Source organism: Dickeya aquatica, assembly GCF_900095885.1.
GTDB classification, from domain to species: Bacteria; Pseudomonadota; Gammaproteobacteria; order Enterobacterales; family Enterobacteriaceae; genus Dickeya; species Dickeya aquatica.
Genome location: NZ_LT615367.1, coordinates 2,000,472 through 2,021,654, shown reverse-complemented (window position 1 = coordinate 2,021,654; position 21,183 = coordinate 2,000,472). Strand labels below are relative to the sequence as shown.

Here is a 21,183-nt window from a genome sequence, read left to right as displayed (position 1 = left end):
GAAACCCATGAAATATGTTGGAGCCCACGTCAGCGCCTCGGGTGGCGTTGATCAGGCGGTGATTCGCGCCCATGACATTGGGGCCAGCGCCTTTGCGCTGTTTACCAAAAATCAGCGCCAGTGGCAGGCCCCGGCGCTAAGCGCCGAGGTCATCGCACGGTTTCAGGCGGCCTGTGCGCGCTATCAGTTTAGTCCGGCGCAGATTCTGCCCCACGACAGCTATTTAATTAACCTCGGCCATCCACAGGATGAGGCGCTACAAAAATCCCGCGAGGCATTTATTGATGAAATGCAGCGTTGCCAGCAACTGGGGCTGACGCTGCTGAACTTTCACCCCGGCAGCCACTTACGCCAGATAGATGAAACGGCCTGTCTGCGCCGCATTGCTGACTCCATCAATCTGGCACTTGAGGCCACCGACGGTGTGACCGCCGTGATTGAAAATACTGCGGGACAGGGCAGTAATCTGGGATTTCGCTTTGAACATCTGGCTGAAATTATCGACCAGGTCGAGGATAAAAGCCGGGTGGGCGTCTGTATTGATACCTGCCATGCGTTTGCCGCAGGCTATGACCTGCGTACCCTCGCTGATTGTCAGCAAACCTTTGCCGAATTCGAGCGTATCGTCGGCTGGCGTTATCTGCGCGCCATGCATCTAAATGATGCCAAAAGCGAATTCAACAGCCGGGTTGACCGCCACCACAGCCTCGGCGAAGGCAACATCGGGAAAACCGTGTTCAGCTACATCATGCGCGACCCGCATTTTGACGGCATCCCGTTGATTCTTGAAACCATCAACCCGGAAATCTGGGCTGATGAAATCGCCTGGCTGACGTCACAGCAGGGCTAACACCCACCATCCGCCATTACGCCCATCCATGACGTCGCAATTCTGCGGCGCGCTGGAACAACATGTCAGAGACCGTGCGCGGCTGATGCCCCTGCCCGCTCGGTTGGATCACACACTGGAAAGCCTCGCGCAACGACATCGGTTTCCCCTTATTGTCACACCCAATGGCGTAATGACCATGAAACGGGGAAATCGCCAGCGCCAGATTGTCTATCAGGCTGTCACGGCTGGAAAACGCGCGCTTCTTGAGCGACAACATCTGATTGATGATCGCGCAATCAATCAGCGTCGCCGTCAGCCATTCCGTTTGCGCAGCATAGCCTGCGCACCAGCGTAATTGATTACCCCGGGTGAACGTTTCCATCAGGTCAGTGTGTGCGCCGACAAAACACGCCCCCAACAGCAACCCAGTAATCGAAAACTGCTGAGACAATTCGCCAACCGGTATAAGCACATCGCGCAGATGGGTGCCACCCAGTGTCTTGCCCTGGCCGTGTGCGGCAACATAGATAATGATGTTGTTAAACGGGATTTTGCACAGGCAATGCAGTGCGGTATGAAAGCTCGCCTTATCATAAAAGTTGGCGTGATACACCTCGGTATCTCCGGCCACTTTAGCAATCCCTTCGATAAACGGCAGCACAGACGAACGATTCGCATCATGTTCATCCAGCTCCCAGGGGGACTCCAGCACCAGTATTCCACGGCTGGCATGATGTCGCGCCATCGCCTGCTCCTTTCACTGTATGACGGTTTCACGCAGCCCGGCGCAGCACACGACGGCCGGGCACTTATGGATATCATAACCGTTGCTGCCCATCCGCAGGCAAAAAAAACGCCGGTCATCAGACCGGCGTTGCGTATTATCCATCACCCATTTTCAGCCATGCCCAGACAAGCACGATGGCTGATTACGACTTTGAATGCCTATCAGGCTTTAGCCAGTTGCTCTTCCGGGCGTTTGAGCACAGCGTACAGCACGCCAGCGACAACGGTTCCGGCAATGATAGAGAGCAGATAACCCACGACCGGCGTAATCGCACCCGGAATCAACAGCACGAACAGCCCGCCGTGCGGAGCCATCAGCTTGGCACCCACTGCCATTGACATCGCACCGGTCAGTGCACCACCCAGAATACAGCACGGCAGTACACGCATCGGGTCACGCGCCGCGTAAGGAATGGCACCTTCGGAGATAAAGCACAGGCCCAATACCACCGCCGCTTTACCCCCTTCACGCTCACCGGCGGTGAATTTTTTCGCCGCGATAAACGTGGCCAGCCCCATCGCCAGCGGCGGCACCATGCCCGCTGCCATGACTGCGGCCATCGGCGCATACACCTGGCTACTGAGCAGCGTAGTACCAAACACGTAAGCCACTTTGTTCACCGGCCCACCCATATCGGTACACATCATGGCACCCAGAATCGCTCCCAGGATAACGGCATTGGCGGTGCCCATCGATTGCAGCCAGCTGGTCAACCCGGTCAGGATTTTCGCGACAGGCGTACCGACGATGTAAATCATGATAAGACCGGTTATCAGCGTCGCGAACAGCGGAATAATCAAGATAGGCTTCAGCGCCGACATGCTCTGCGGCAAGCTGACATGATTACTGATGGCACGCGCCAGATACCCGGCAAGGAAACCGGCGATGATGCCGCCAAGGAAACCCGCACCCGTACTCACTGCCAGCATACCGCCGACTAAACCCGGTGTCAGACCGGGACGATCCGCAATCGAGAAGGCGATATACCCGGCCAATACCGGCACCATCAGTGCAAAGGCAGAGCCACCACCGATTTTCATCAGTGCCGCAGCCAGTGTGCCTTCTTCTTTAAACGCCGTGATACCGAACACGAATGACAACGCAATACACAGGCCGCCTGCTACCACCATCGGCAGCATGTAAGACACCCCGGTCAACAGGTGACGATACGGGCCGGCACCGCCTTTCTGGGGTGACGACTCACTGCTACTGCCTGCGTTGCCGCCCTGTGCCGCCGGTTGATAAACCGCCGCCTCAGACAGGGCTTTATCAAATTCCTGTGCCGTTTTCTTCAGCGCCAGACCTGTCGATGTACGGTACATCTTCTTGCCAGCAAACTTGCTGAGGTCCACTTCAATATCGGCTGCCACAATCACCAAATCGGCCTGAGCAACCTCTTCCGCGCTAATGGGATTACCGGCACCCACGGAGCCACGGGTTTCAACTTTTACCCACCAGCCGCGTTTTTTCGCTTCACTTTCAATGGCTTCTGCGGCCATAAAGGTGTGTGCCACGCCGGTCGGGCACGCAGTCACGGCGACAATGCGCTTCGCCGCACCGGATGAAGATGCGCCAGCGCTCGACTGCGCAACAGCCGGAGCCTGATAAACCTGAGCACCCGCCAGCGCTTTCGCGAAAAAGTCGGCGGATTGTGTCAGTGCCAGCTCAACATCACCCGCAAACACTTTTTTGCCATTGAGCGCGCTATCTGCCTGAACCGGCGCACCCAGCACGATAGCCAGTTCTGCGTCAGCCAGTTGCTCAGTGAGGGTAACGCCTGCGTGTGTAGCCGCAGCACCGAGTGCATTTTTCACCAGACGGCTCTTGGCCAGCCCCAGTGATTTATCAAGTATCAGCAGCGTTTTCATTGTTTATCTCCTGCTGTCATCAGTTAAAGGGTTGGAGGGAGACACGCGCCATCATCGCAGCCAGCTGCGGACGATCGCTAATGCCAACGTTGCTCTGGCTAACGGCCAACGCCGCCACCGCAGTGGCCAAACGCAACGTGTGTTCACTGGACTCACGCATCAACAAGCCATAGATCAATCCCCCCACCATGGAGTCACCCGCACCGACCGTGCTTACCACGTCACACGCCGGTGGTAACGCCCGCCAGGCCCCGGATGCATTGACCCATAACGCGCCTTCCGCACCGAGCGAAATCACGACATGGGCAATACCCTGTTCACGCAGCGCATGGGCTGCATCTACCACGTCTTCCAGCGTCGGCAGCTTACGCCCTGCCCAGATTTCCAGCTCACGGCGGTTGGGTTTAACCAACCAGGGCGAGGCTTTCAATCCGGCAACCAACGCTTCACGGCTACTGTCAAAAATAATGCAAGGGCACTGGCTGCGCAGGCGCGACATCCAATCGGTAAACGCGTCCGGGTCAACGCCGCTCGGCAGGCTGCCACTGACCGCCACCATGTCAAATTGCCCAAGCCAGCTTAAAGAGTCGTTAACAAAGCGATGCCAGTCTTGCTGGGTGACTTCAAAACCGGAAAAGTTAAGGTCAGTCACATCACCGCTCTGTTCAGTCAGCTTAACGTTGATGCGAGTACGACCCGGCACCACCTGAAAGCGGTTGGCGATGCCAAGCTCGCTGAACAGTTGCTGAAAGCCATCCTGATTGTCTTTGCCGAGAAAGCCACCAACCGTGACATCAATCCCGAGATCTTTGAGCACTTTGGCAACATTGATGCCCTTACCTGCGGCATGCAGGCCCGTGGTCTGCACCAGGTTAACCTCGCCCCGTTCAATTTCCGGGCAGTACCCTACCAGATCATAAGCAGGATTCAGGGTAATGGTGGCAACGCGTCTGCTCATGCTGCGCCCTCCCCAAGACCCGACTGGATAGCCTCACCAATAGCGGCCAGCGCAGCTTCAGCATCATCCCCTTTCGCGGTAAAACGCAGGCGATGGCCACTCTTCACGCCCAGCGCCACGACTTTCATCAGGCTGCGGCCATTAGCGGGTTTACCGGTGCCATCAAGGTTTGCCACCGTGATTTCACTGGAAAATTGTTTCACCACGTTGACCAGCATCGCACCCGGGCGGGCATGCAAGCCGTGCTCATTACGAACGGTAAACTCAGCCACCAGCGCTTCACTTTCCTGAGGTGCTTCTTCTTCACCGCTGAGCAGTGACAGCAGCGTCTCTTCGTCAGCGGATAACAGGCGTTCTGCTTTACCGCCAATCAACAGGGCGCTCAAGGCATCCAGCGGAGCAAACACCTGCTCATCCGCCGCTGACACCGTCAGCAGCAGCGCCACGTTGTCGTTCTCAACGGAAAAAACCTGTGCCGGGCGGCTGACAGCCAGCGCGCTCGACAGGTTGCCCTTCACGCTGTCACTCAGCCAAATACCCTGCCCCAAATGCAGCGGCTTATTCGCGACCACATGGCTGACGAAATCCGCATCTACCGCGCCAATCTGCTGCAAGCGACCGGCGTTCAGCGCCTGTAGCGTCATCAGATTATCGGTTGCGACATTCAGGTTCAGCAGCGAAGTGTCAAAACGCAGGGAGCCTGAGAGTTGTTCACCCATCAGCAAACTACGCAATTCGTCAGCAGAAGAGGTGCTGGCCAGGCGTGCCGCCACGCGATCGTCACTCAGTACGTGCGTCAGCTGACGCAACAGCGCCAAATGTTCGTCAGAGCGAGCGGCGATGCCCAATACCACATAGGCGGTCTGATCCTCTCCCCAGGCAATCCCTTGCGGGAACTGAAATACCTGCACGCCGGTTTTCTGCACCAGGCCGCGGGTATCGGTTGTGCCATGCGGGATGGCAATCCCACTGCCAAGATAGGTTGAGGTTTGCAGCTCACGCTGAAGCATACCGTCAACATATCCTTCGCTTACGCAACCGGCTTGCGCCAACGCCGCTGCAACCAGCCGAATCGCCTCTTCTTTATTGCTGGCGGTGGCACCTAAATGAATGTCGTGCTGTGACAACTGGAACATAACTCTCCTCTCCCGCTGAACTTGAATCGTTTCAGCTTTTGTGAGAAACAATTTGCTGACTCTTCTCAGGGGTTTCAGCAACACCTCGCTGAAACGTTTCAAAAATTCTGCGTTTTTCGCTATGTCGATGCAAGTACCGCACCATGAAAAAATCGCAGATCTTAGAGGTCACGCACATTTTCATCGTTTTATGTGGCTATTTTCTGCCTTTCAGCCCCGTTTGCTGAAGGCCTGCTGACGAAAAAAAACCGAAACGCCCTGTTGTTTCGACAGCATCAGCGTAAGATAGCGCGCTCGGTATTCTCCCCTGCTGACCATAACGTTAAATTCAGTATGACAACTTCTGCTTTTCGCGCCACCCGACGCCTGCCGGACATCACATCTTTGGCATTTTTATTCATCGCATTTTTAAGCGGTGTCGCCGGGGCATTGCAGTTGCCCACACTCAGTCTGTTTCTCTCCACCGAAGTCCATGCCCGCCCCGTTATGGTGGGGCTGTATTACACCGGCAGCGCCGTTATCGGCATTGTCGTCAGCCAACTGCTGGCCGCTTACTCAGACCGTCAGGGCGATCGCAAGACGCTTATTTTGCAGTGCTGCCTGTTAGGTGCGCTGGCGTGCCTGCTGTATGCCTGGAACCGGAATTACTTCGTGCTGCTGTGTGTGGGGGTTTTATTGTCGAGCTTTGGCTCAACCGCCAACCCGCAACTGTTTGCGCTGGCGCGGGAATATGCTGACCAGCAAGGTCGGCCGATCGCCATGTTCAGTTCGGTGATGCGGGCGCAAATTTCGTTGTCGTGGGTTATCGGGCCACCGGTGGCTTTTGCACTGGCGCTCGGTTTCGGTTTCCCGGTGATGTACCTGACGGCAGCGGCAGTGTTCCTGTTCTGTGGCGTACTGGTGTGGCGATTACTGCCATCGATGCCTAAATCACCCCTGCGCACCGCAAGCCATGCCGAGTCGCCAAGGCGACACCGCCGTGACACGCTGCTGCTGTTCATCGCCTGTACGTTAATGTGGACGTGTAACGGCATCTATCTTATCAACATGCCGTTATATTTGGTGCGCGAGCTACAGTTACCAGAAAAACTCGCAGGCGTGATGATGGGCACTGCCGCCGGGCTTGAGATCCCGGTTATGCTGCTGGCAGGCTGGCTGGCAAGTCGCATAGGTAAGCGTTTGCTGATGCGCATCGCGGTAGTGGCCGGGCTGCTGTTTTATGCCGGGCTGACGTGGCTGAACGCCTCGGTTGCCCTGCTGTTGCTGCAACTGCTTAACGCTATCTTCATCGGCATTCTCGCGGGTATGGGCATGTTGTATTTTCAGGATTTAATGCCCGGCCAGGCCGGGGCGGCGACCACGTTATTTACCAATACCACCCGGGTTGGCTGGATAATTTCCGGCTCGCTGGCGGGCATGGTGGCTGAAATCTGGAACTATCACACCGGGTTTATCATCGCCGTTGCCATGCTGGCAGGCGCAGTGCTCTGCCTGTGGCGCATCAACGATGCCTGAACGTCTCAGGGGGCGGTTGCCGCTTCCAGTTGCAGTAAATAGTACATGGCGTCATCACGGTGCTGGTGGCACATCTCCGCACTCGGCTGGAGCCGCCCACACACGGCTGGGCGCAGCGGCGAAGCAAACAGCTTACAGCGCTGCTGCGCATCAAGCTGCACACAAGGCGTGTTGGCCGGTTTGCCCTGAGGCATCCCTGGAATAGGGCTGGAGATAGACGGCGCAGTGCAGCAGGCACCACAAGCAGAACGGCACTCCATAAGCATGGCTCTCAGGGCGAAGGGGATGTCATGCCAGAGCCTAACAGGCAAAGCCCCACAACGCTATCTCTCCTTTTTCGATGGACGTTACTGGCGTTACTTCATCAGACAACAGGCCGTTGGGCGGCAAGCATAAGCAGACGGCAAATCCTGCTTGCCTGATGCCGCCCTGACGAGTAACGTGTCGCCACAAAAATTTCTCTTCTTATATAAAGGTATGTTTTCATGGCAAGAGCGAATGAGATCAAACGCGGCATGGCCGTTAACTACAATGGCAAGCTGCTGCTGGTAAAAGATATCGATATTCAAAGCCCCAGTGCTCGCGGGGCCAGCACCCTGTACAAAATGCGTTTTTCCGATGTGCGCACCGGCCTGAAAGTCGAAGAGCGCTTCAAAGGTGATGACATCCTCGATACCATCACCCTCACCCGCCGCTCTGTCACCTTTTCGTATATTGACGGCGACGAGTACATTTTCATGGATGAAGAAGACTACACGCCTTATACCTTCAAAAAAGAACAAATCGAAGATGAACTGCTGTTCGTTCCCGAAGGCGGTATGCCGGGCATTCAGGTGCTGACGATGGACGGGCAACTGCTGGCGCTGGAGTTGCCGCAAACCGTTGATTTGGAAATTGTCGAAACCGCACCCGGTATTAAAGGCGCATCGGCCAGCGCACGCAACAAACCGGCAACCCTGAGCACCGGGCTGGTTATTCAGGTACCGGAGTACCTGAGTGCGGGTGAAAAAATCCGTATTCACATCGCTGAGCGCCGCTATATGGGCCGTGCCGACTGATAGACCGCCCGCTTACGATACACCTGCCTGGCAGTCTTGCCAGGCAGTCACCCACCTCGCCGACTCAAGGAGCCACTTGTGTTAACAAAAGTCAACCTGATAACCGGTTTTCTCGGTAGCGGTAAAACCACCTCCATCAAACACCTGTTATCGCAAAAACCTGATGATGAAATCTGGGCGGTACTGGTCAACGAGTTTGGCGAGATAGGCATCGACGGGGCATTGTTAACGGACTCCGGTGCGCTTATCAAAGAGATCCCCGGTGGGTGCATGTGTTGTGTCAACGGGTTACCGATGCAAGTCGGCCTCAATATGCTGTTACAGAAAAAGCCCCACCGTCTGTTAATTGAACCGACGGGCCTTGGCCACCCGAAGCAAATTCTCTCACTGTTAACCGCACAGGCTTATCAGCCGTGGTTACAGTTGCAGGCGACACTGTGCCTGCTTGACCCGCGCCAGCTTCATGATAGCCGCTGCATGGAAAACGAAAATTTCCGTGACCAGCTAGCCGCTGCCGACGTCATCGTTGCCAACAAAGCAGACACCTGGCAGCAAGACGATCGTGATGCACTGCATCAGTGGTATCAGCAGCATGGCCGGGATCGCCATTTATTGCGCCTGACACAGGGCCAGCTTGACCTCTCGGTACTGGATTTAGCGCGTGAAAACCATACGGAACTGCCGGACGGTCAACACCACCATAGCACCAGCACGCCAAAAACCGGGCTGGCCGCGCTGAAATTGCTGGGCCAGGAGCGCTGGCGGCGGGCGCTTAATCAAGGGCAGGGTTATGCTGCCTGCGGCTGGGTTTTTGACAGTGATACCCAGTTTGATACCGTTAAACTGCTGGAGTGGGTCAGGCTCGCCCCCGTCAGCCGGGTAAAAGGGGTAATGCGCATTGCCGAAGGCACATTAGTGGTTAATCGCCAGGGGTTTGATTTACATATTGAAACACGCCAGACACCGCCCCCTGATAGCCGAATTGAAATCATTAATGAAGAACAGGCGCAGTGGAACACCTTACAAAAGCAGTTGCTGGATGCCCGCCTGCGCTAGTTTCAGGCATCAACACCCGGTTCACTGTCTCTTATCAGCAACCGAATTTTGCGTGCTCCGGTGAGGGATGGCAGCGTTTTATAGGGCCAGATTGAAAGATTTCATCACGAAATCGTATAAATGAACGGGACAAAAAAACTCGCAATCTGGTTTTTGTTAAGGTATGGTCGTCCCTGCCTGTCTTTTTGGTGAAGACATCCGGCCAGTTAGTTTGTTGTTGCACAAATAATAATGTGCGTTATTGCACAAATTGGCTGACCGGGAATTGTCCCATTAAGTCGGGTGTTTTAGTCTGACACTCGTTTTGGTTTGGTAGAGAAACTTCTTTGTTTGGCATAGAAACATTTGTCATCAATGCAACGATAGCGATTACATCGTTAAGGACATCAAGGGAACATAACAACAATGGTCAAATCTCAACCGATTCTGAGATATATCTGGCGGGCAGTGCCTGCCGTTGCGGTAGCGGTGATGCTCTCCGCCTGTACCAACAATACAGCAAATCTTAATAATCAGACTGATAGGCGTGTGGTTAACGGTGGTGACCCTTCACTACAAGCCTCTCAGGATGAATTCGAAGCGATGGTGCGCAACGTGGAAGTGAAATCCAAGTTGCTGGCACAGTATGCCAACTGGAAAGGCGTGCGTTATCGTCTCGGCGGCGACAGCCGTAAAGGTATTGATTGCTCTGGCTTTGTCCAGCGCACCTTCCGTGAGCAATTTGGTCTTGACTTGCCGCGTTCCAGCTATGAGCAGCAAGACATTGGGGTACAGATTCAGCGCGGTAAATTACGCCCCGGCGATCTCGTGGTGTTCCATGCCGGTTCTACCGGTCGTCATATGGGTATCTACATTGGTAATCAGCAATTTGTTCACGCCTCCACCAGCATTGGTGTGACGATTTCCAGCATGGACGACAACTACTGGAAACCGCGCTATCGCGAAGCACGCCGCGTGCTGCAACAGGAACCCCATAGCTGATTACCCAGTTCTTTTGATGTTCGCCAACCAAAACCAACACATGAAAACGCCGCTCGTCAGACAGCGGCGTTTTTTTCGCACATCTCTCAGTCCCCTCATTTTTAGATAGCGGAACGCATACCATTAACTATAGGTTCATGGCCCGGTTTTATGGTAAAACAACACCCTGTCTGCAACTGATGATTGCCTGTCATTTCAGAGACTTTCTCGTTACAGAACGGTCATGGCGCTGTGGGGTTATACTGCTAAATCGAGGTTATCAGGAGCTCATCATTTCGATGTTTATACGTGTTCTTATTGCCATCGCGCTGCTAGCGAGCGGCTGGCTGGCTCACGCCGCCCCGATAACGCATCAGGCCTATGCGTTTGCCACCCTTGGCACACCAAAGTACACCGAAGGATTTGAGCACTATGATTACGCCAATCCCACGGCTCCCAAAGGGGGAAAAATCACCCTGAGTGCGCTCGGGACGTTTGATAATTTCAACCGTTACGCGTTACGTGGACTGGCGGCCGCACGTTCAGAAAGCCTGTATGACGCGCTGTATGTCAGCTCCGAAGATGAGCCTGGCAGCTACTACCCGCTTATCGCACGCCACGCGCGCTATGCCAGTGACTACAGTTGGGTCGAAGTGGACATGAACCCTGATGCGCGTTTTCATGACGGCTCACCGATTACCGCAGCCGATGTGGCCTTCACCTTTAACCTGTTCATGACCCAAGGCGTACCGCAATTTCGCGTGTACTACAAAGGCTCTCAAGCCAGCGCAACCGCACCATTGACGGTACGCTTTAGTTTCGCCGAACCCGATAAAGAAAAAATGCTCGGCATTTTAACGCTGCCGGTGATGCCAGAAAAATTCTGGCGTGACCATAAACTGAGTGACCCGCTCAGTACCCCGCCATTGGCCAGTGGCCCATATCGCATCAGCGATTATCGTCTGGGGCAATATGTGGTTTATCGCCGTCAGCCCGATTATTGGGCCGCCGATTTACCGGTCAACCGCGGACGTTATAACTTTGACCAGATTCGTTACGATTACTACCTGGATGACAGCGTCGCGCTGGAAGCCTTCAAGGCCGGAGCCTTTGATATGCGCGCAGAAGGCTCACCCAAACAGTGGGCTACACAATACGAAGGCGGCAATATCGCCCGTGGCTATATCGTCAAACGCGATGAGCTCAATCAGGCGGCACAGGATACCCGCTGGCTGGTTTTTAACACCCAACGCCCGCTGTTTGGCGACCGCCGGGTGCGCCAGGCGATTGCGCTGGCCTTTGACTTTGACTGGATGAATAACGCGTTATTCTTTAATAGCTATCAGCGTCCTGCCAGCTTTTTTCAGAACACCGAATATGCCGCAAAAGGTGAGCCTTCTGGCGAAGAGTTGCGCTGGCTGATGCCGCTAAAAGATAAGCTCCCCGCCGACGTGTTTGGCCCGGCCTATCGCCCGGCCACCACCGATGGCAGCGGCTATGACCGAACCCACCGGCAACAGGCGCTGGCGCTGCTGCAACAGGCTGGCTGGGAGTTGAAAAATCAGGTGTTGGTTAATAAGCAAACCGGCCAGCCGTTTCGCTTCGAGTTATTGCTGCCGGGTGCGGCCAATGCCATCTATGTATTGCCATTTCAGCAAAGCCTGGCTCGGCTGGGCATTCGTATGGAGGTACGCAGTGTCGATAGCCCACAGTTCAATAACCGCTTTCGCAAACGCGATTTCGATATGATCCCCAAGCTCTACCCTGCCATGCCTTACCCCAGTGCTGACTTGGCCATTAGCTGGAGTTCAGCCTACCTCAACTCATCCTATAACTCGCCGGGAGTACAAGACCCGGCGATTGATACACTCATCGATGAAATTATCCGCCATCAGGGAGATAAGCCCGCGCTACTGGCGCTCGGCCCTGCACTTGACCGGGTATTGACCTGGCATCAGTTCGCCATACCCATGTGGTACTCCGGGCACGAACGCTTTGCCTACTGGAACAAATTTGCCATGCCCGCCGTGCGGCCCGCCTACTCGCTGGGTATGGACAGTTGGTGGTACGACACCGATAACGCTGCCCGCCTGCCTGCGGCACGTCGCTAAGGAGAGAATGTGGGAAGCTATCTGTTACGACGTTTACTGCTGGTGATCCCGACCCTGTGGGCTATCATCACCATCAACTTTTTCATTGTACAAATCGCCCCTGGCGGGCCGGTTGACCAGGCCATTGCCGCCATTGAAATGGGCCAGGGCAGTGGGTTTGGCGCGGGGGGGATGGCGGAGGCCTGGGCACATGGGCCAGGCGGTGGCAAACCTTCGGTAGAGAATACCTATCGGGGCGCGCGCGGGCTTGACCCGGAAGTGATTGCCGAGATAACCCAACGCTACGGTTTTGATAAACCGCTGCATGAGCGCTACCTCAAATTATTGTGGGACTATGCGCGCTTTGACTTCGGCAACAGCCTGTTTCGCGGTGCATCGGTTATCACACTTATCAAAGATAGCCTGCCAGTTTCCGCCTCGCTTGGGTTATGGAGTACGTTTATCATCTATCTGGTGTCGATTCCGCTCGGCATCAAAAAAGCCGTGCGCAGCGGCAGCGCATTCGATGTCTGGAGCAGTACATTCATCATCATCGGCTATGCCATTCCCGCGTTTCTGTTTGCCATCTTGTTGATTGTACTCTTCGCCGGTGGCAGTTATCTGGACTGGTTTCCGCTACGCGGGCTGGTGTCGGCCCACTTTGATAGCCTCTCGCTGACGGGCAAAATCACCGACTACCTGTGGCATATCGCTCTGCCAGTGCTGGCAACGGTGATCGGTGGCTTTGCCACCCTGACTATGCTGACTAAAAACGCCTTTTTGGACGAAATCCGCAAACAGTATGTCATCACCGCGCGCGCCAAAGGATTAAGCGAGAACCGCATTCTCTACCGCCATGTGTTTCGCAATGCCATGTTACTGGTCATCGCCGGGTTTCCCGCGACCTTCATCAGCATGTTCTTCACCGGCTCATTACTGATTGAGGTGATGTTCTCACTGAACGGACTTGGCCTGCTCGGGTATGACGCCACCTTGCAACGCGACTACCCGGTGATGTTCGGCACACTCTATATTTTCACCCTGATAGGCCTGCTGCTGAATATCATCAGTGATATTACCTACACGCTGGTCGATCCGCGTATTGATTTCGAGGAGCGCCAATGAGCCGTTTAAGCCCCATCAATCAGGCACGCTGGGCGCGTTTTCGCGCCAATCGCCGGGGTTACTGGTCACTGTGGTTTTTTTTAATCCTGTTCGTCACCTCGTTATGCGCGGAACTGATTGCCAATGACAAGCCGCTGCTGGTGCGTTATGACCAGCAGTGGTATACGCCATTTTTGGTCAATTACAGTGAAACTGACTTCGGTGGCGAGTTTGCCACCCAGGCCGACTACCGCGACCCGTGGCTTTCACAGCGTATCGCACAGCATGGCTGGGCATTATGGCCGCTGATTCGCTATCACTACGACACCATTAACTTCGCCACGCAGCAGGCCTTTCCCTCACCGCCGAGCGCACAAAACTGGCTGGGCACCGACAGCCAGGGGCGGGATGTGCTGGCCCAGGTACTGTATGGGTTTCGCGTGTCGATTCTGTTTGGCATGGCCTTAACGCTGTTCTCAAGCCTGATAGGCATTGTGGCCGGTGCAAGTCAGGGTTATTACGGCGGCCGTTTCGATTTATGGGGGCAGCGCTTTATCGAAGTGTGGGCCGGGATGCCCACCCTGTTTCTGATTATTCTGCTCTCAAGCGTCATCCAGCCCAATTTCTGGTGGTTACTCGGCATCACGGTACTGTTCGGCTGGATGACGCTGGTGAGTGTGGTACGCGCCGAATTTTTGCGTACCCGCAATTTTGACTACATTCGTGCCGCTCAGGCGATGGGCGTGAGTGATGCCGCCATCATGTTCCGCTGCATGCTACCTAACGCGATGGTCGCCACCCTCACCTATCTGCCGTTCATTCTCTGTGGTGCTATCACCACCCTCACGTCACTGGATTTCCTCGGTTTCGGCCTGCCAATGGGGTCAGCCTCGCTGGGCGCACTGTTGCTGGAGGGGAAAAATAATCTTCAGGCTCCGTGGCTCGGTATCACCGTCTTTGTGGTGCTGGCAATGGTGTTATCACTGCTTATTTTTATCGGCGAAGCGGTTCGCGACGCCTTTGACCCAGGCAAGGCACACTAAGGCACATGCATGATGAGTACACAGCCTCTACTTGAAATTCGGGATTTGAGCATTGCCTTTCGTCAGGGCTCGCAGCAACGGCAGGTGGTGGATAAGCTCTCGCTCACGGTGAATGCGGGAGAAACACTGGCGCTGGTGGGGGAGTCAGGCTCGGGCAAAAGCGTCACTGCACTGTCTGTGCTGCGCCTGCTGCCCACGCCACCGGTTATCTACCCGCAAGGGGATATTCTGTTTGCCGGGGAATCCCTGCTGCACGCCAGCGAATCACGTCTGCGTCAGGTGCGAGGCAACCGCATCGCCATGATTTTTCAGGAACCGATGATGTCGCTCAATCCACTGCATCACATCGAAAAGCAGCTTGCCGAAGTGTTGTCAGTGCACCGTGGCATGCTCCCTGAGGCCGCCCGCAGTGAGATTATCACCTGCCTTGAACGCGTCGGTATTCGCCAGGCAGCGAACCGGCTGGCTGACTTTCCTCACCAGTTATCGGGCGGTGAGCGCCAGCGTGTGATGATAGCGATGGCACTGTTAACCCAGCCAGACCTGTTAATTGCCGATGAACCGACCACCGCGCTGGATGTTACCGTTCAGGCCCAGATTTTATCCCTGCTCAACGAGCTCAAACACGAGTTCGGCATGAGCCTGCTGTTTATTACTCACAACCTGAATATTGTGCGGCAACTGGCCGACCGGGTCGCGGTGATGCAGGCGGGTTGTTGTGTTGAGCAAAACCAGCGGGAGGCGCTGTTTCTCGCCCCGCAACATCCTTACACCCGCCAGTTGCTGGATGCCGAGCCCACAGGCACCGCCCCCGCTCTCGATGAAAACGCCACACCGCTACTGGAGGTGCGTGAGCTGGCGGTCAGTTTTCCGGTAAGGCGTGGTCTGCTACGCCGGGTCGTGGCCGAAAAACCGGTGCTGCACAGCCTTAATTTCACACTGCGGCGCGGTGAAAGCCTTGGGCTGGTCGGTGAATCTGGATCTGGCAAGAGCACTGCCGCGCTGGCGTTGCTGCGCCTGATACGCAGCCGGGGGGAAATCTGGTTTGACGGCGAGCCACTGCACCAATTGAACCGCAAACAGTTGCTGCCGTTACGCCGGCGCATTCAGGTGGTCTTTCAAGACCCGAACGGGGCACTTAATCCTCGCCTGAATGTCGAACAGATTATCGCCGAGGGGTTACGGGTGCATCAGCGTTTATCTGTTGAGGAGCAAACCGCACGCGTCATCGCAGCAATGCAGGAAGTCGGCCTCGACCCGGATAGCCGCTGGCGTTACCCGGCAGAATTCTCCGGTGGCCAGCGCCAGCGTATCGCCATCGCCAGAGCGCTGATTTTGCAACCGGAATTGCTGATCCTCGACGAGCCCACCTCGTCGCTTGACCGCACCGTGCAGGCACAAATCCTGACCTTACTGCAAACCCTGCAACACACCCATCGCCTGACGTATGTGTTTATCAGCCACGATCTGGCGGTGGTGCGCGCGTTATGCCATCAGGTGGTCGTGCTGCGCAGCGGTGAAGTCGTCGAACAGGGAGAATGTCAGCAGGTATTTGAACACCCACAACAGGCGTACACACAGCAATTACTGCGCGGGTCAATCCCCCACCCGCCGGATACGGACACCGAGAGACAGTAGGAACACCGACAAAAAATAATAAAGGCGGCCTGACGGCTCGCCTTTACCGGGATGGTCACACCACAAACATGATACCTGCATACAGAAGCGCGGTGCCGTGGTGTGGACATCGCCCTGGCGTTAAAACGGATAGTGTGCGCGAACCGACTCGGCTATCGCCACGCCAACGTCTTTCAGGCGGCACATCGCCGCACTTTCATCCTGGCGATGTAAAAACAGGCAAGGCTCGCCTTCCCACTCCACAACCGCACACTGAAGCTGAATTTCATCCAGTGACTGATTTAAATGCCGCATAATCTGTCGTGCTTGTTCACCATCATGACTGAGAAGCTTAAAACCGATCAGATGGCTGTCATCATCGTGATTGCTTAGCGGAAGTGGTTCAACTTTTACGCCAGCAAACCCGGATAACCAGCGATAACTTTGCGGCAAGCGGTGAACTACCGAAAGTTGGAGATTATTCACAGTGGTCTTCCTCAGCTAAGCTGCCCATAAATTTCACAAAATTATAACATAAAACTACAAGATTTTTTCCAGTCATGTGATTTTTACTACTCCAAAATCACAGAAAAGCAACAACTTTTCACTATCAGGTAGTTTTCAGGCGACGTTCGCGTTTTATAAGCGTTCAAAATGTTAACAAGATCACGATTCTGAGCAATTTGGCGCTATATGTAACCTTTTATTCTCTATATCTCAACTTATTTCTGCAAACCATTCACTTTTAGTTCAAATATTTCACATCACGGCATAAGCATTACAGCCTCAACAGTGTGGGAGACGCGGCATCACGACGCCGTATTGCGTGGCGAACGGCTGGCAACCAGAAATAAAATCAGCGCGCCGGTAGAACACAACGCCATCGTTCCGACCATCGGCCAGGCACTCTGAAACGCCAGTTGCGACAACAAGGTCCCCACCAGTGACCCGAGCCCGAAACGCAGCGTCCCTGCCAGCGAGGATGCGGTTCCCGCCATGTGGGGGAAATCATCAAGGATCACCGCCATCGCGTTAGATGCCACCGTCGCAACACAGCCAACAAACGCCGCCACCCCAAACACCAGTGGAATGAACCCCAGGTGCAAACCGCTTACCACAAGCAGCCACAGCCCCATCACGAACTGAATAACCAAACCGAGCCGGAACATGAACATTGCCCCCATGCGCGACACAATTCGGCTATTTAGCAGCGTCATCAGGAACAAAAACACGATATTAAGCGCAAAATAGTAGCCAAAATGCTGAGGAGAAACGCCATTGAGATCGATATAGACAAACGGCCCGGCACTTAAAAAGGCAAACATGCCAGCAAACGACAGCCCGCTGGCAAACATATAGCCGAACGCACGACGATGGCGTAACAACTGGATAAAATTACCGACAGTAGTACGCAGATGAAAACGTTGACGCCGGGCAACCGGTAACGACTCGTGAAGAAACAGCCACACCAGCACGGTCGCCACCAGTGACGCGGCAGCTATCGTCCAGAAAATGGCATGCCAGCTCAGGCCAAAACAGCAGCGCCCCCCGATAATCGGAGCCAGTAAGGGCGCAACCGTCATCACTAAAATGACAAATGACATCATGCGTGAGAACTCGTCTTTCGAGAACATATCGCGCATCAGTGCGTTGATAACCACACTGGCCGAGGCAGCCGACAGGCCGTGTAAAAAACGCATGTTGATCAATTGTTCCACTGTCTGTGATAGCGCACAGGCCGCTGCCGCCAGCGTGAAAATCAACACACCGGCGAAAATAACCGGTTTTCGGCCGATGCTGTCTGACATCGGGCCATAAAAAACCTGCCCGACGGCAAACCCCAGCACATAGGAACTGAGCGTCATTTGCACCCGTCCCGGATCGACCGAAAACTCTTTGGCTATCACCGGTAACGCGGGTAAATACATATCGATGGCAATCGGCATTAGCATCGAAATCAGCCCAAGAATAAAAATCAGCCCGATGCGCGAAGGGGGATGTGGTAGCACGAAACAAATACTCCTGGTTAATGCCGCCGGTTAAGGCGGCGCATTCAGCGCCAGGCAATACGCCCGGCAAAAAACTGACGCTAAAACGTTCAATAAACCGCGTTGTTACTCAACAAGACTGGCAACTTCCTGCGGCGTCAGTGACCGGTATTCTCCGGGTTCCAGTGTTTCGTCCAGTACAACCGTACCAATACGCTCACGATGCAGTGCCACCACATGGTTGCCCACGGCGGCGAACATCCGTTTTACCTGATGGTAACGCCCTTCACTGATGGTCAGCCGTACCTGACAGGGTGAAATCACCTCAAGCGTGGCCGGGCGGGTCAGGGTTTTCTCACCATGTAATTGAACGCCCGTTGTAAATTGCGCGGCCGTATCAGTTGCCAGAGGTTGCTCCAGCGTGACCAGATAGGTCTTCTCACAATGATGGCGCGGCGAGGTAATACGGTGCGACCACTGCCCGTCATCGGTGAGCAATACCAGCCCGGTGGTATCAATATCTAACCGGCCTGCGGCGTGCAGTTTATGTGCGACCGGCTCGTCCATAAAATAGAGGATTGTCGGGTGATCCGGGTCTTCCGTCGAGCAGACATAGCCCTGCGGTTTATGTAGCATGAAATAGCGCGGGCCATTTTGCTGCACCAGGGCATTGCCATCAAACGCCACTTCGTGCTCAGGCAACAGTTTAAACGCGCCGCTTTTCACGACCTCGCCATCTACCGTGACCCGTTGAGCCCGCAGCTCGCGTACTATCAAAGAACGACTAATTCCCAACTGCTGAGAAAGAAACTTATCCAATCGCATGAGTGAATGACTGCCTATGAAGAAGAGGATTGCCACGACGCCAGAGCAATCCAATGAGGAAAAAAACAGGCGACAATATGAAAGCAACCACTATCTTGATTTCACGCCTGAAACACGCCGACAAAAACACACATAATAAAAGCAACTTTAACCCTCTGGCTGTCGGCACCCTGTGCGGCCGATTGCCGGATAATAATGAGGAGCCCTATTATGTCATCGATTCATGGTCATGAAGTATTACATATGATGATGAATGCCAACAGACCCTTTACCACCGAGACGCTCATTGCCGCGATTGACGCCCGCTTTGGTCAGGATGCCCGCTTTCACACCTGTTCAGCGCATGACATGAATGCCGCCGAACTGGTGCAATTTCTGGCTGACAAAGGCAAATTCATTGCGCAAGATAGCGGTTTTACCACTCACGAAAGCAAAGTCTGTCGCCATTAATGTCTTTTACTCTGCGCCCTTATCAGCAAGAAGCGGTTGATGCCACTCTCGCCTATTTTCGCCAGCACACCACACCGGCCGTCATTGTACTGCCGACCGGGGCAGGCAAAAGCCTGGTGATAGCCGAACTGGCAAGGCTGGCACGCGGCCGCGTGCTGGTATTGGCGCATGTCAAAGAGCTGGTCGAACAGAATCATGCCAAGTATTGTGCGCTCGGTGGGCAGGCCGATATTTTCGCCGCCGGGCTTAAACAACGCGACAGCGCCAGCAAAGTGGTGTTTGGCAGCGTGCAATCGGTGGCGCGGCATCTGGACGCCTTTGACGATGCCTTCTCGCTGCTGATAATTGATGAATGCCACCGTATCAGCGATGCCAAAGACAGCCAGTACCCGCTCATCATCCGCCACCTGCAACAACGCCAGCCCCGATTGCGGCTACTGGGTCTAACTGCCACCCCTTATCGGCTCGGTAAAGGGTGGATTTACCGCTACCACTATCACGGTATGGTGCGGGGTGAAGAAAACTGCCTGTTCCGTGACTGCATTTACGAGTTACCGCTGCGCTATATGATCCGCAACGGCTTTCTGGTGCCGCCGGAGCGACTGGACATGCCGGTGGTGCAGTATGATTTTAGCCAGTTGGACGCGCGCGCTAACGGGCTTTTCAGTGAGACAGAATTAAACCGCGAACTCAAACGCCAGCAGCGCGTCACACCGCTGATTGTGCGCCAGATAGTGGAATACGCCCTCTCTCGCCGGGGGGTGATGATTTTTGCCGCCACCGTAGAACACGCGCATGAAATTACCAGTCTGCTGCCCGCAGGAGAAGCGGCCCTGATCAGTGCTGAAACCCCCGCGCCCCAGCGCGATGCGCTGATTCAGGCGTTTAAGCAGCAACAGTTGCGCTATCTGGTGAATGTCTCGGTGCTGACCACCGGGTTTGATGCGCCGCATGTGGATGTGATTGCGATTTTACGCCCAACGGAGTCAGTCAGCCTGTATCAGCAAATTGTCGGGCGCGGGCTGCGCCTGTTTACGGGTAAAACCGACTGCCTGATCCTCGATTATGCGGGCAATCCGTTTGATCTCTACACCCCGGAGGTTGGCGAGCAAAAGCCCGGCCGGGACAACCAACCGGTACAGGTCTTTTGCCCGCAATGCGGGTTTGCCAACCTGTTTTGGGGGAAATGTACCGATGATGGCACCGTTATCGAGCATTATGGGCGGCGTTGTCAGGGGCTTCAGGAAGACGACCAGGGGCATCGCCAGCAATGTGATTACCGCTTTCGCTTTAAAAGTTGCCCACATTGCGGCGCGGAAAACGACATTGCGGCCCGCCGCTGTCAGCAATGCCAGAGCATACTGGTTGACCCGGATGACATGCTCAAAGCCGCCCTTAAACTCAAAGACGCTCTTGTACTGCGCTGTAGCGGTATGACATTAAGCGCAGGCACTGATGCCAAGGGTGAGTGGCTGAAAATCACCTATCACGATGAAGACGGGGCAGAGGTCAGCGAACGTTTTCGGCTGCACACCCCGGGACAGCGTTACGCCTTTACCCATCTGTTCCTGCGCGTACACCAGCGCGCACCGGGCACGCATTTTGACTGGCAATGCGCAGACGACGTCATCGCGCAACACGCCCGCCTGCGGGCACCGGATTTTGTCGTGGCTCGCCTGCAAGGCCAGTTCTGGCAGGTGCGCGAGAAAATCTTTGACTATCAAGGGCGTTATCGTCGAGCGTATGAGCTGCGAGGCTAGCCAATAGCCGAACCTGCAAACGCGACCACGGCCCAAACAGCCGCGCGCGCCAAGGGTTTTATTTGCCCGCGCCGCCATATTCCGCTAGAATCTCGCCCGCTTTTGTTTTCTGCCGGGCAGAATTCACAGGCACCGT

Annotated in this window: 19 protein-coding genes; 11 read left to right on the top strand and 8 right to left on the bottom strand. The window is 55.0% G+C overall.

What is annotated here, in order from left to right:
- Window positions 1-7 precede the first annotated feature (7 nt).
- Window positions 8-850: a deoxyribonuclease IV gene (gene nfo, locus DAQ1742_RS09110; protein WP_035342386.1), complete on the top strand. Its 843-nt coding sequence runs from the start codon at window positions 8-10 to the stop codon at window positions 848-850.
- 16 nt (window positions 851-866) lie between these two features.
- On the opposite strand, the gene DAQ1742_RS09105 is transcribed toward nfo, so the two are convergent.
- From DAQ1742_RS09105 to fruB, 4 genes are all read right to left on the bottom strand, one after another.
- The gene (locus DAQ1742_RS09105) at window positions 867-1,577 is read right to left on the bottom strand and encodes a hypothetical protein (RefSeq protein ID WP_035342388.1); all 711 of its coding nucleotides are present in this window, start codon (window positions 1,575-1,577) and stop codon (window positions 867-869) included.
- Between the two features lie 203 nt (window positions 1,578-1,780).
- Window positions 1,781-3,487 (bottom strand): PTS fructose transporter subunit IIBC, encoded by a 1,707-nt coding sequence (fruA, locus tag DAQ1742_RS09100; protein WP_035342389.1) that lies wholly within the window; start codon window positions 3,485-3,487, stop codon window positions 1,781-1,783.
- Between the two features lie 19 nt (window positions 3,488-3,506).
- Entirely contained in the window at window positions 3,507-4,445 is a 939-nt protein-coding gene (gene fruK / locus DAQ1742_RS09095) for a 1-phosphofructokinase (protein ID WP_035342391.1), read from the bottom strand.
- Window positions 4,442-5,581: a fused PTS fructose transporter subunit IIA/HPr protein gene (gene fruB, locus DAQ1742_RS09090; protein WP_035342393.1), complete on the bottom strand. Its 1,140-nt coding sequence runs from the start codon at window positions 5,579-5,581 to the stop codon at window positions 4,442-4,444. Before fruB ends, fruK begins: the two co-directional genes overlap by 4 nt.
- A 333-nt stretch (window positions 5,582-5,914) precedes the next feature.
- Here fruB and DAQ1742_RS09085 point away from each other — a divergent pair, with 333 nt between their 5' ends.
- Window positions 5,915-7,096: a sugar efflux transporter gene (locus tag DAQ1742_RS09085; RefSeq protein ID WP_035346051.1), complete on the top strand. Its 1,182-nt coding sequence runs from the start codon at window positions 5,915-5,917 to the stop codon at window positions 7,094-7,096.
- Window positions 7,097-7,101: 5 nt separating this feature from the next.
- Here the strand turns inward: DAQ1742_RS09085 and DAQ1742_RS09080 are convergent, their stop codons facing one another.
- Entirely contained in the window at window positions 7,102-7,356 is a 255-nt protein-coding gene (locus tag DAQ1742_RS09080) for a YkgJ family cysteine cluster protein (protein WP_067486998.1), read from the bottom strand.
- Between the two features lie 225 nt (window positions 7,357-7,581).
- Between DAQ1742_RS09080 and yeiP the strand changes: the two genes are divergently transcribed.
- The 7 genes from yeiP to yejF all read left to right on the top strand — a co-directional run bounded on the left by yeiP (window position 7,582) and on the right by yejF (window position 16,045).
- Entirely contained in the window at window positions 7,582-8,154 is a 573-nt protein-coding gene (gene yeiP, locus DAQ1742_RS09075) for an elongation factor P-like protein YeiP (RefSeq protein ID WP_035342395.1), read from the top strand.
- Window positions 8,155-8,232: 78 nt separating this feature from the next.
- A complete protein-coding gene (locus DAQ1742_RS09070; RefSeq protein WP_035342399.1) occupies window positions 8,233-9,210 on the top strand; it encodes a CobW family GTP-binding protein in 978 nt (325 codons plus the stop codon).
- 405 nt (window positions 9,211-9,615) lie between these two features.
- Complete coding sequence (gene mepS, locus DAQ1742_RS09065) at window positions 9,616-10,191, top strand: bifunctional murein DD-endopeptidase/murein LD-carboxypeptidase (protein WP_035342402.1); 576 nt, start codon at window positions 9,616-9,618, stop codon at window positions 10,189-10,191.
- A gap of 278 nt (window positions 10,192-10,469) precedes the next feature.
- The gene (locus DAQ1742_RS09060; RefSeq protein ID WP_035342405.1) at window positions 10,470-12,281 is read left to right on the top strand and encodes an extracellular solute-binding protein; all 1,812 of its coding nucleotides are present in this window, start codon (window positions 10,470-10,472) and stop codon (window positions 12,279-12,281) included.
- Window positions 12,282-12,290: 9 nt separating this feature from the next.
- Window positions 12,291-13,385, top strand: a complete 1,095-nt coding sequence (locus DAQ1742_RS09055) for a microcin C ABC transporter permease YejB (RefSeq protein ID WP_180706291.1) — start codon at window positions 12,291-12,293, stop codon at window positions 13,383-13,385.
- On the top strand, window positions 13,382-14,407 hold the full coding sequence (locus DAQ1742_RS09050) for an ABC transporter permease (RefSeq protein WP_035342411.1): 1,026 nt from the start codon (window positions 13,382-13,384) through the stop codon (window positions 14,405-14,407). The genes DAQ1742_RS09055 and DAQ1742_RS09050 overlap by 4 nt, the downstream gene beginning before the upstream one ends.
- Window positions 14,408-14,419: 12 nt before the next feature.
- Window positions 14,420-16,045 (top strand): microcin C ABC transporter ATP-binding protein YejF, encoded by a 1,626-nt coding sequence (yejF, locus tag DAQ1742_RS09045; RefSeq protein ID WP_035346052.1) that lies wholly within the window; start codon window positions 14,420-14,422, stop codon window positions 16,043-16,045.
- A 120-nt stretch (window positions 16,046-16,165) separates the two neighbouring features.
- On the opposite strand, the gene DAQ1742_RS09040 is transcribed toward yejF, so the two are convergent.
- The 3 genes from DAQ1742_RS09040 to rsuA all read right to left on the bottom strand — a co-directional run bounded on the left by DAQ1742_RS09040 (window position 16,166) and on the right by rsuA (window position 18,837).
- A complete protein-coding gene (locus tag DAQ1742_RS09040) occupies window positions 16,166-16,510 on the bottom strand; it encodes a YejG family protein (RefSeq protein WP_035342414.1) in 345 nt (114 codons plus the stop codon).
- Window positions 16,511-16,833: 323 nt separating this feature from the next.
- The gene (locus DAQ1742_RS09035) at window positions 16,834-18,033 is read right to left on the bottom strand and encodes a Bcr/CflA family multidrug efflux MFS transporter (protein WP_180706290.1); all 1,200 of its coding nucleotides are present in this window, start codon (window positions 18,031-18,033) and stop codon (window positions 16,834-16,836) included.
- 105 nt (window positions 18,034-18,138) lie between these two features.
- Window positions 18,139-18,837: a 16S rRNA pseudouridine(516) synthase RsuA gene (gene rsuA, locus DAQ1742_RS09030; protein WP_035342417.1), complete on the bottom strand. Its 699-nt coding sequence runs from the start codon at window positions 18,835-18,837 to the stop codon at window positions 18,139-18,141.
- A gap of 210 nt (window positions 18,838-19,047) precedes the next feature.
- Between rsuA and DAQ1742_RS09025 the strand changes: the two genes are divergently transcribed.
- Complete coding sequence (locus DAQ1742_RS09025; RefSeq protein WP_035342420.1) at window positions 19,048-19,287, top strand: YecH family metal-binding protein; 240 nt, start codon at window positions 19,048-19,050, stop codon at window positions 19,285-19,287.
- Complete coding sequence (locus DAQ1742_RS09020) at window positions 19,287-21,047, top strand: DEAD/DEAH box helicase (RefSeq protein WP_035342422.1); 1,761 nt, start codon at window positions 19,287-19,289, stop codon at window positions 21,045-21,047. Before DAQ1742_RS09025 ends, DAQ1742_RS09020 begins: the two co-directional genes overlap by 1 nt.
- Window positions 21,048-21,183: the final 136 nt, after the last annotated feature.

Bases quoted from the DNA above. Each gene is read 5' to 3' on its own strand.
- fruK (WP_035342391.1), bottom strand. From the start codon at position 4,445: ATGAGCAGACGCGTTGCCACCATTACCCTGAATCCTGCTTATGATCTG.
- DAQ1742_RS09080 (WP_067486998.1), bottom strand. From the start codon at position 7,356: ATGGAGTGCCGTTCTGCTTGTGGTGCCTGCTGCACTGCGCCGTCTATC.
- DAQ1742_RS09105 (WP_035342388.1), bottom strand. From the start codon at position 1,577: ATGGCGCGACATCATGCCAGCCGTGGAATACTGGTGCTGGAGTCCCCC.
- yeiP (WP_035342395.1), top strand. From the start codon at position 7,582: ATGGCAAGAGCGAATGAGATCAAACGCGGCATGGCCGTTAACTACAAT.
- mepS (WP_035342402.1), top strand. From the start codon at position 9,616: ATGGTCAAATCTCAACCGATTCTGAGATATATCTGGCGGGCAGTGCCT.
- nfo (WP_035342386.1), top strand. From the start codon at position 8: ATGAAATATGTTGGAGCCCACGTCAGCGCCTCGGGTGGCGTTGATCAG.
- fruB (WP_035342393.1), bottom strand. From the start codon at position 5,581: ATGTTCCAGTTGTCACAGCACGACATTCATTTAGGTGCCACCGCCAGC.
- DAQ1742_RS09020 (WP_035342422.1), top strand. From the start codon at position 19,287: ATGTCTTTTACTCTGCGCCCTTATCAGCAAGAAGCGGTTGATGCCACT.
- DAQ1742_RS09025 (WP_035342420.1), top strand. From the start codon at position 19,048: ATGTCATCGATTCATGGTCATGAAGTATTACATATGATGATGAATGCC.
- fruA (WP_035342389.1), bottom strand. From the start codon at position 3,487: ATGAAAACGCTGCTGATACTTGATAAATCACTGGGGCTGGCCAAGAGC.
- yejF (WP_035346052.1), top strand. From the start codon at position 14,420: ATGAGTACACAGCCTCTACTTGAAATTCGGGATTTGAGCATTGCCTTT.
- DAQ1742_RS09060 (WP_035342405.1), top strand. From the start codon at position 10,470: ATGTTTATACGTGTTCTTATTGCCATCGCGCTGCTAGCGAGCGGCTGG.
- rsuA (WP_035342417.1), bottom strand. From the start codon at position 18,837: ATGCGATTGGATAAGTTTCTTTCTCAGCAGTTGGGAATTAGTCGTTCT.
- DAQ1742_RS09050 (WP_035342411.1), top strand. From the start codon at position 13,382: ATGAGCCGTTTAAGCCCCATCAATCAGGCACGCTGGGCGCGTTTTCGC.
- DAQ1742_RS09085 (WP_035346051.1), top strand. From the start codon at position 5,915: ATGACAACTTCTGCTTTTCGCGCCACCCGACGCCTGCCGGACATCACA.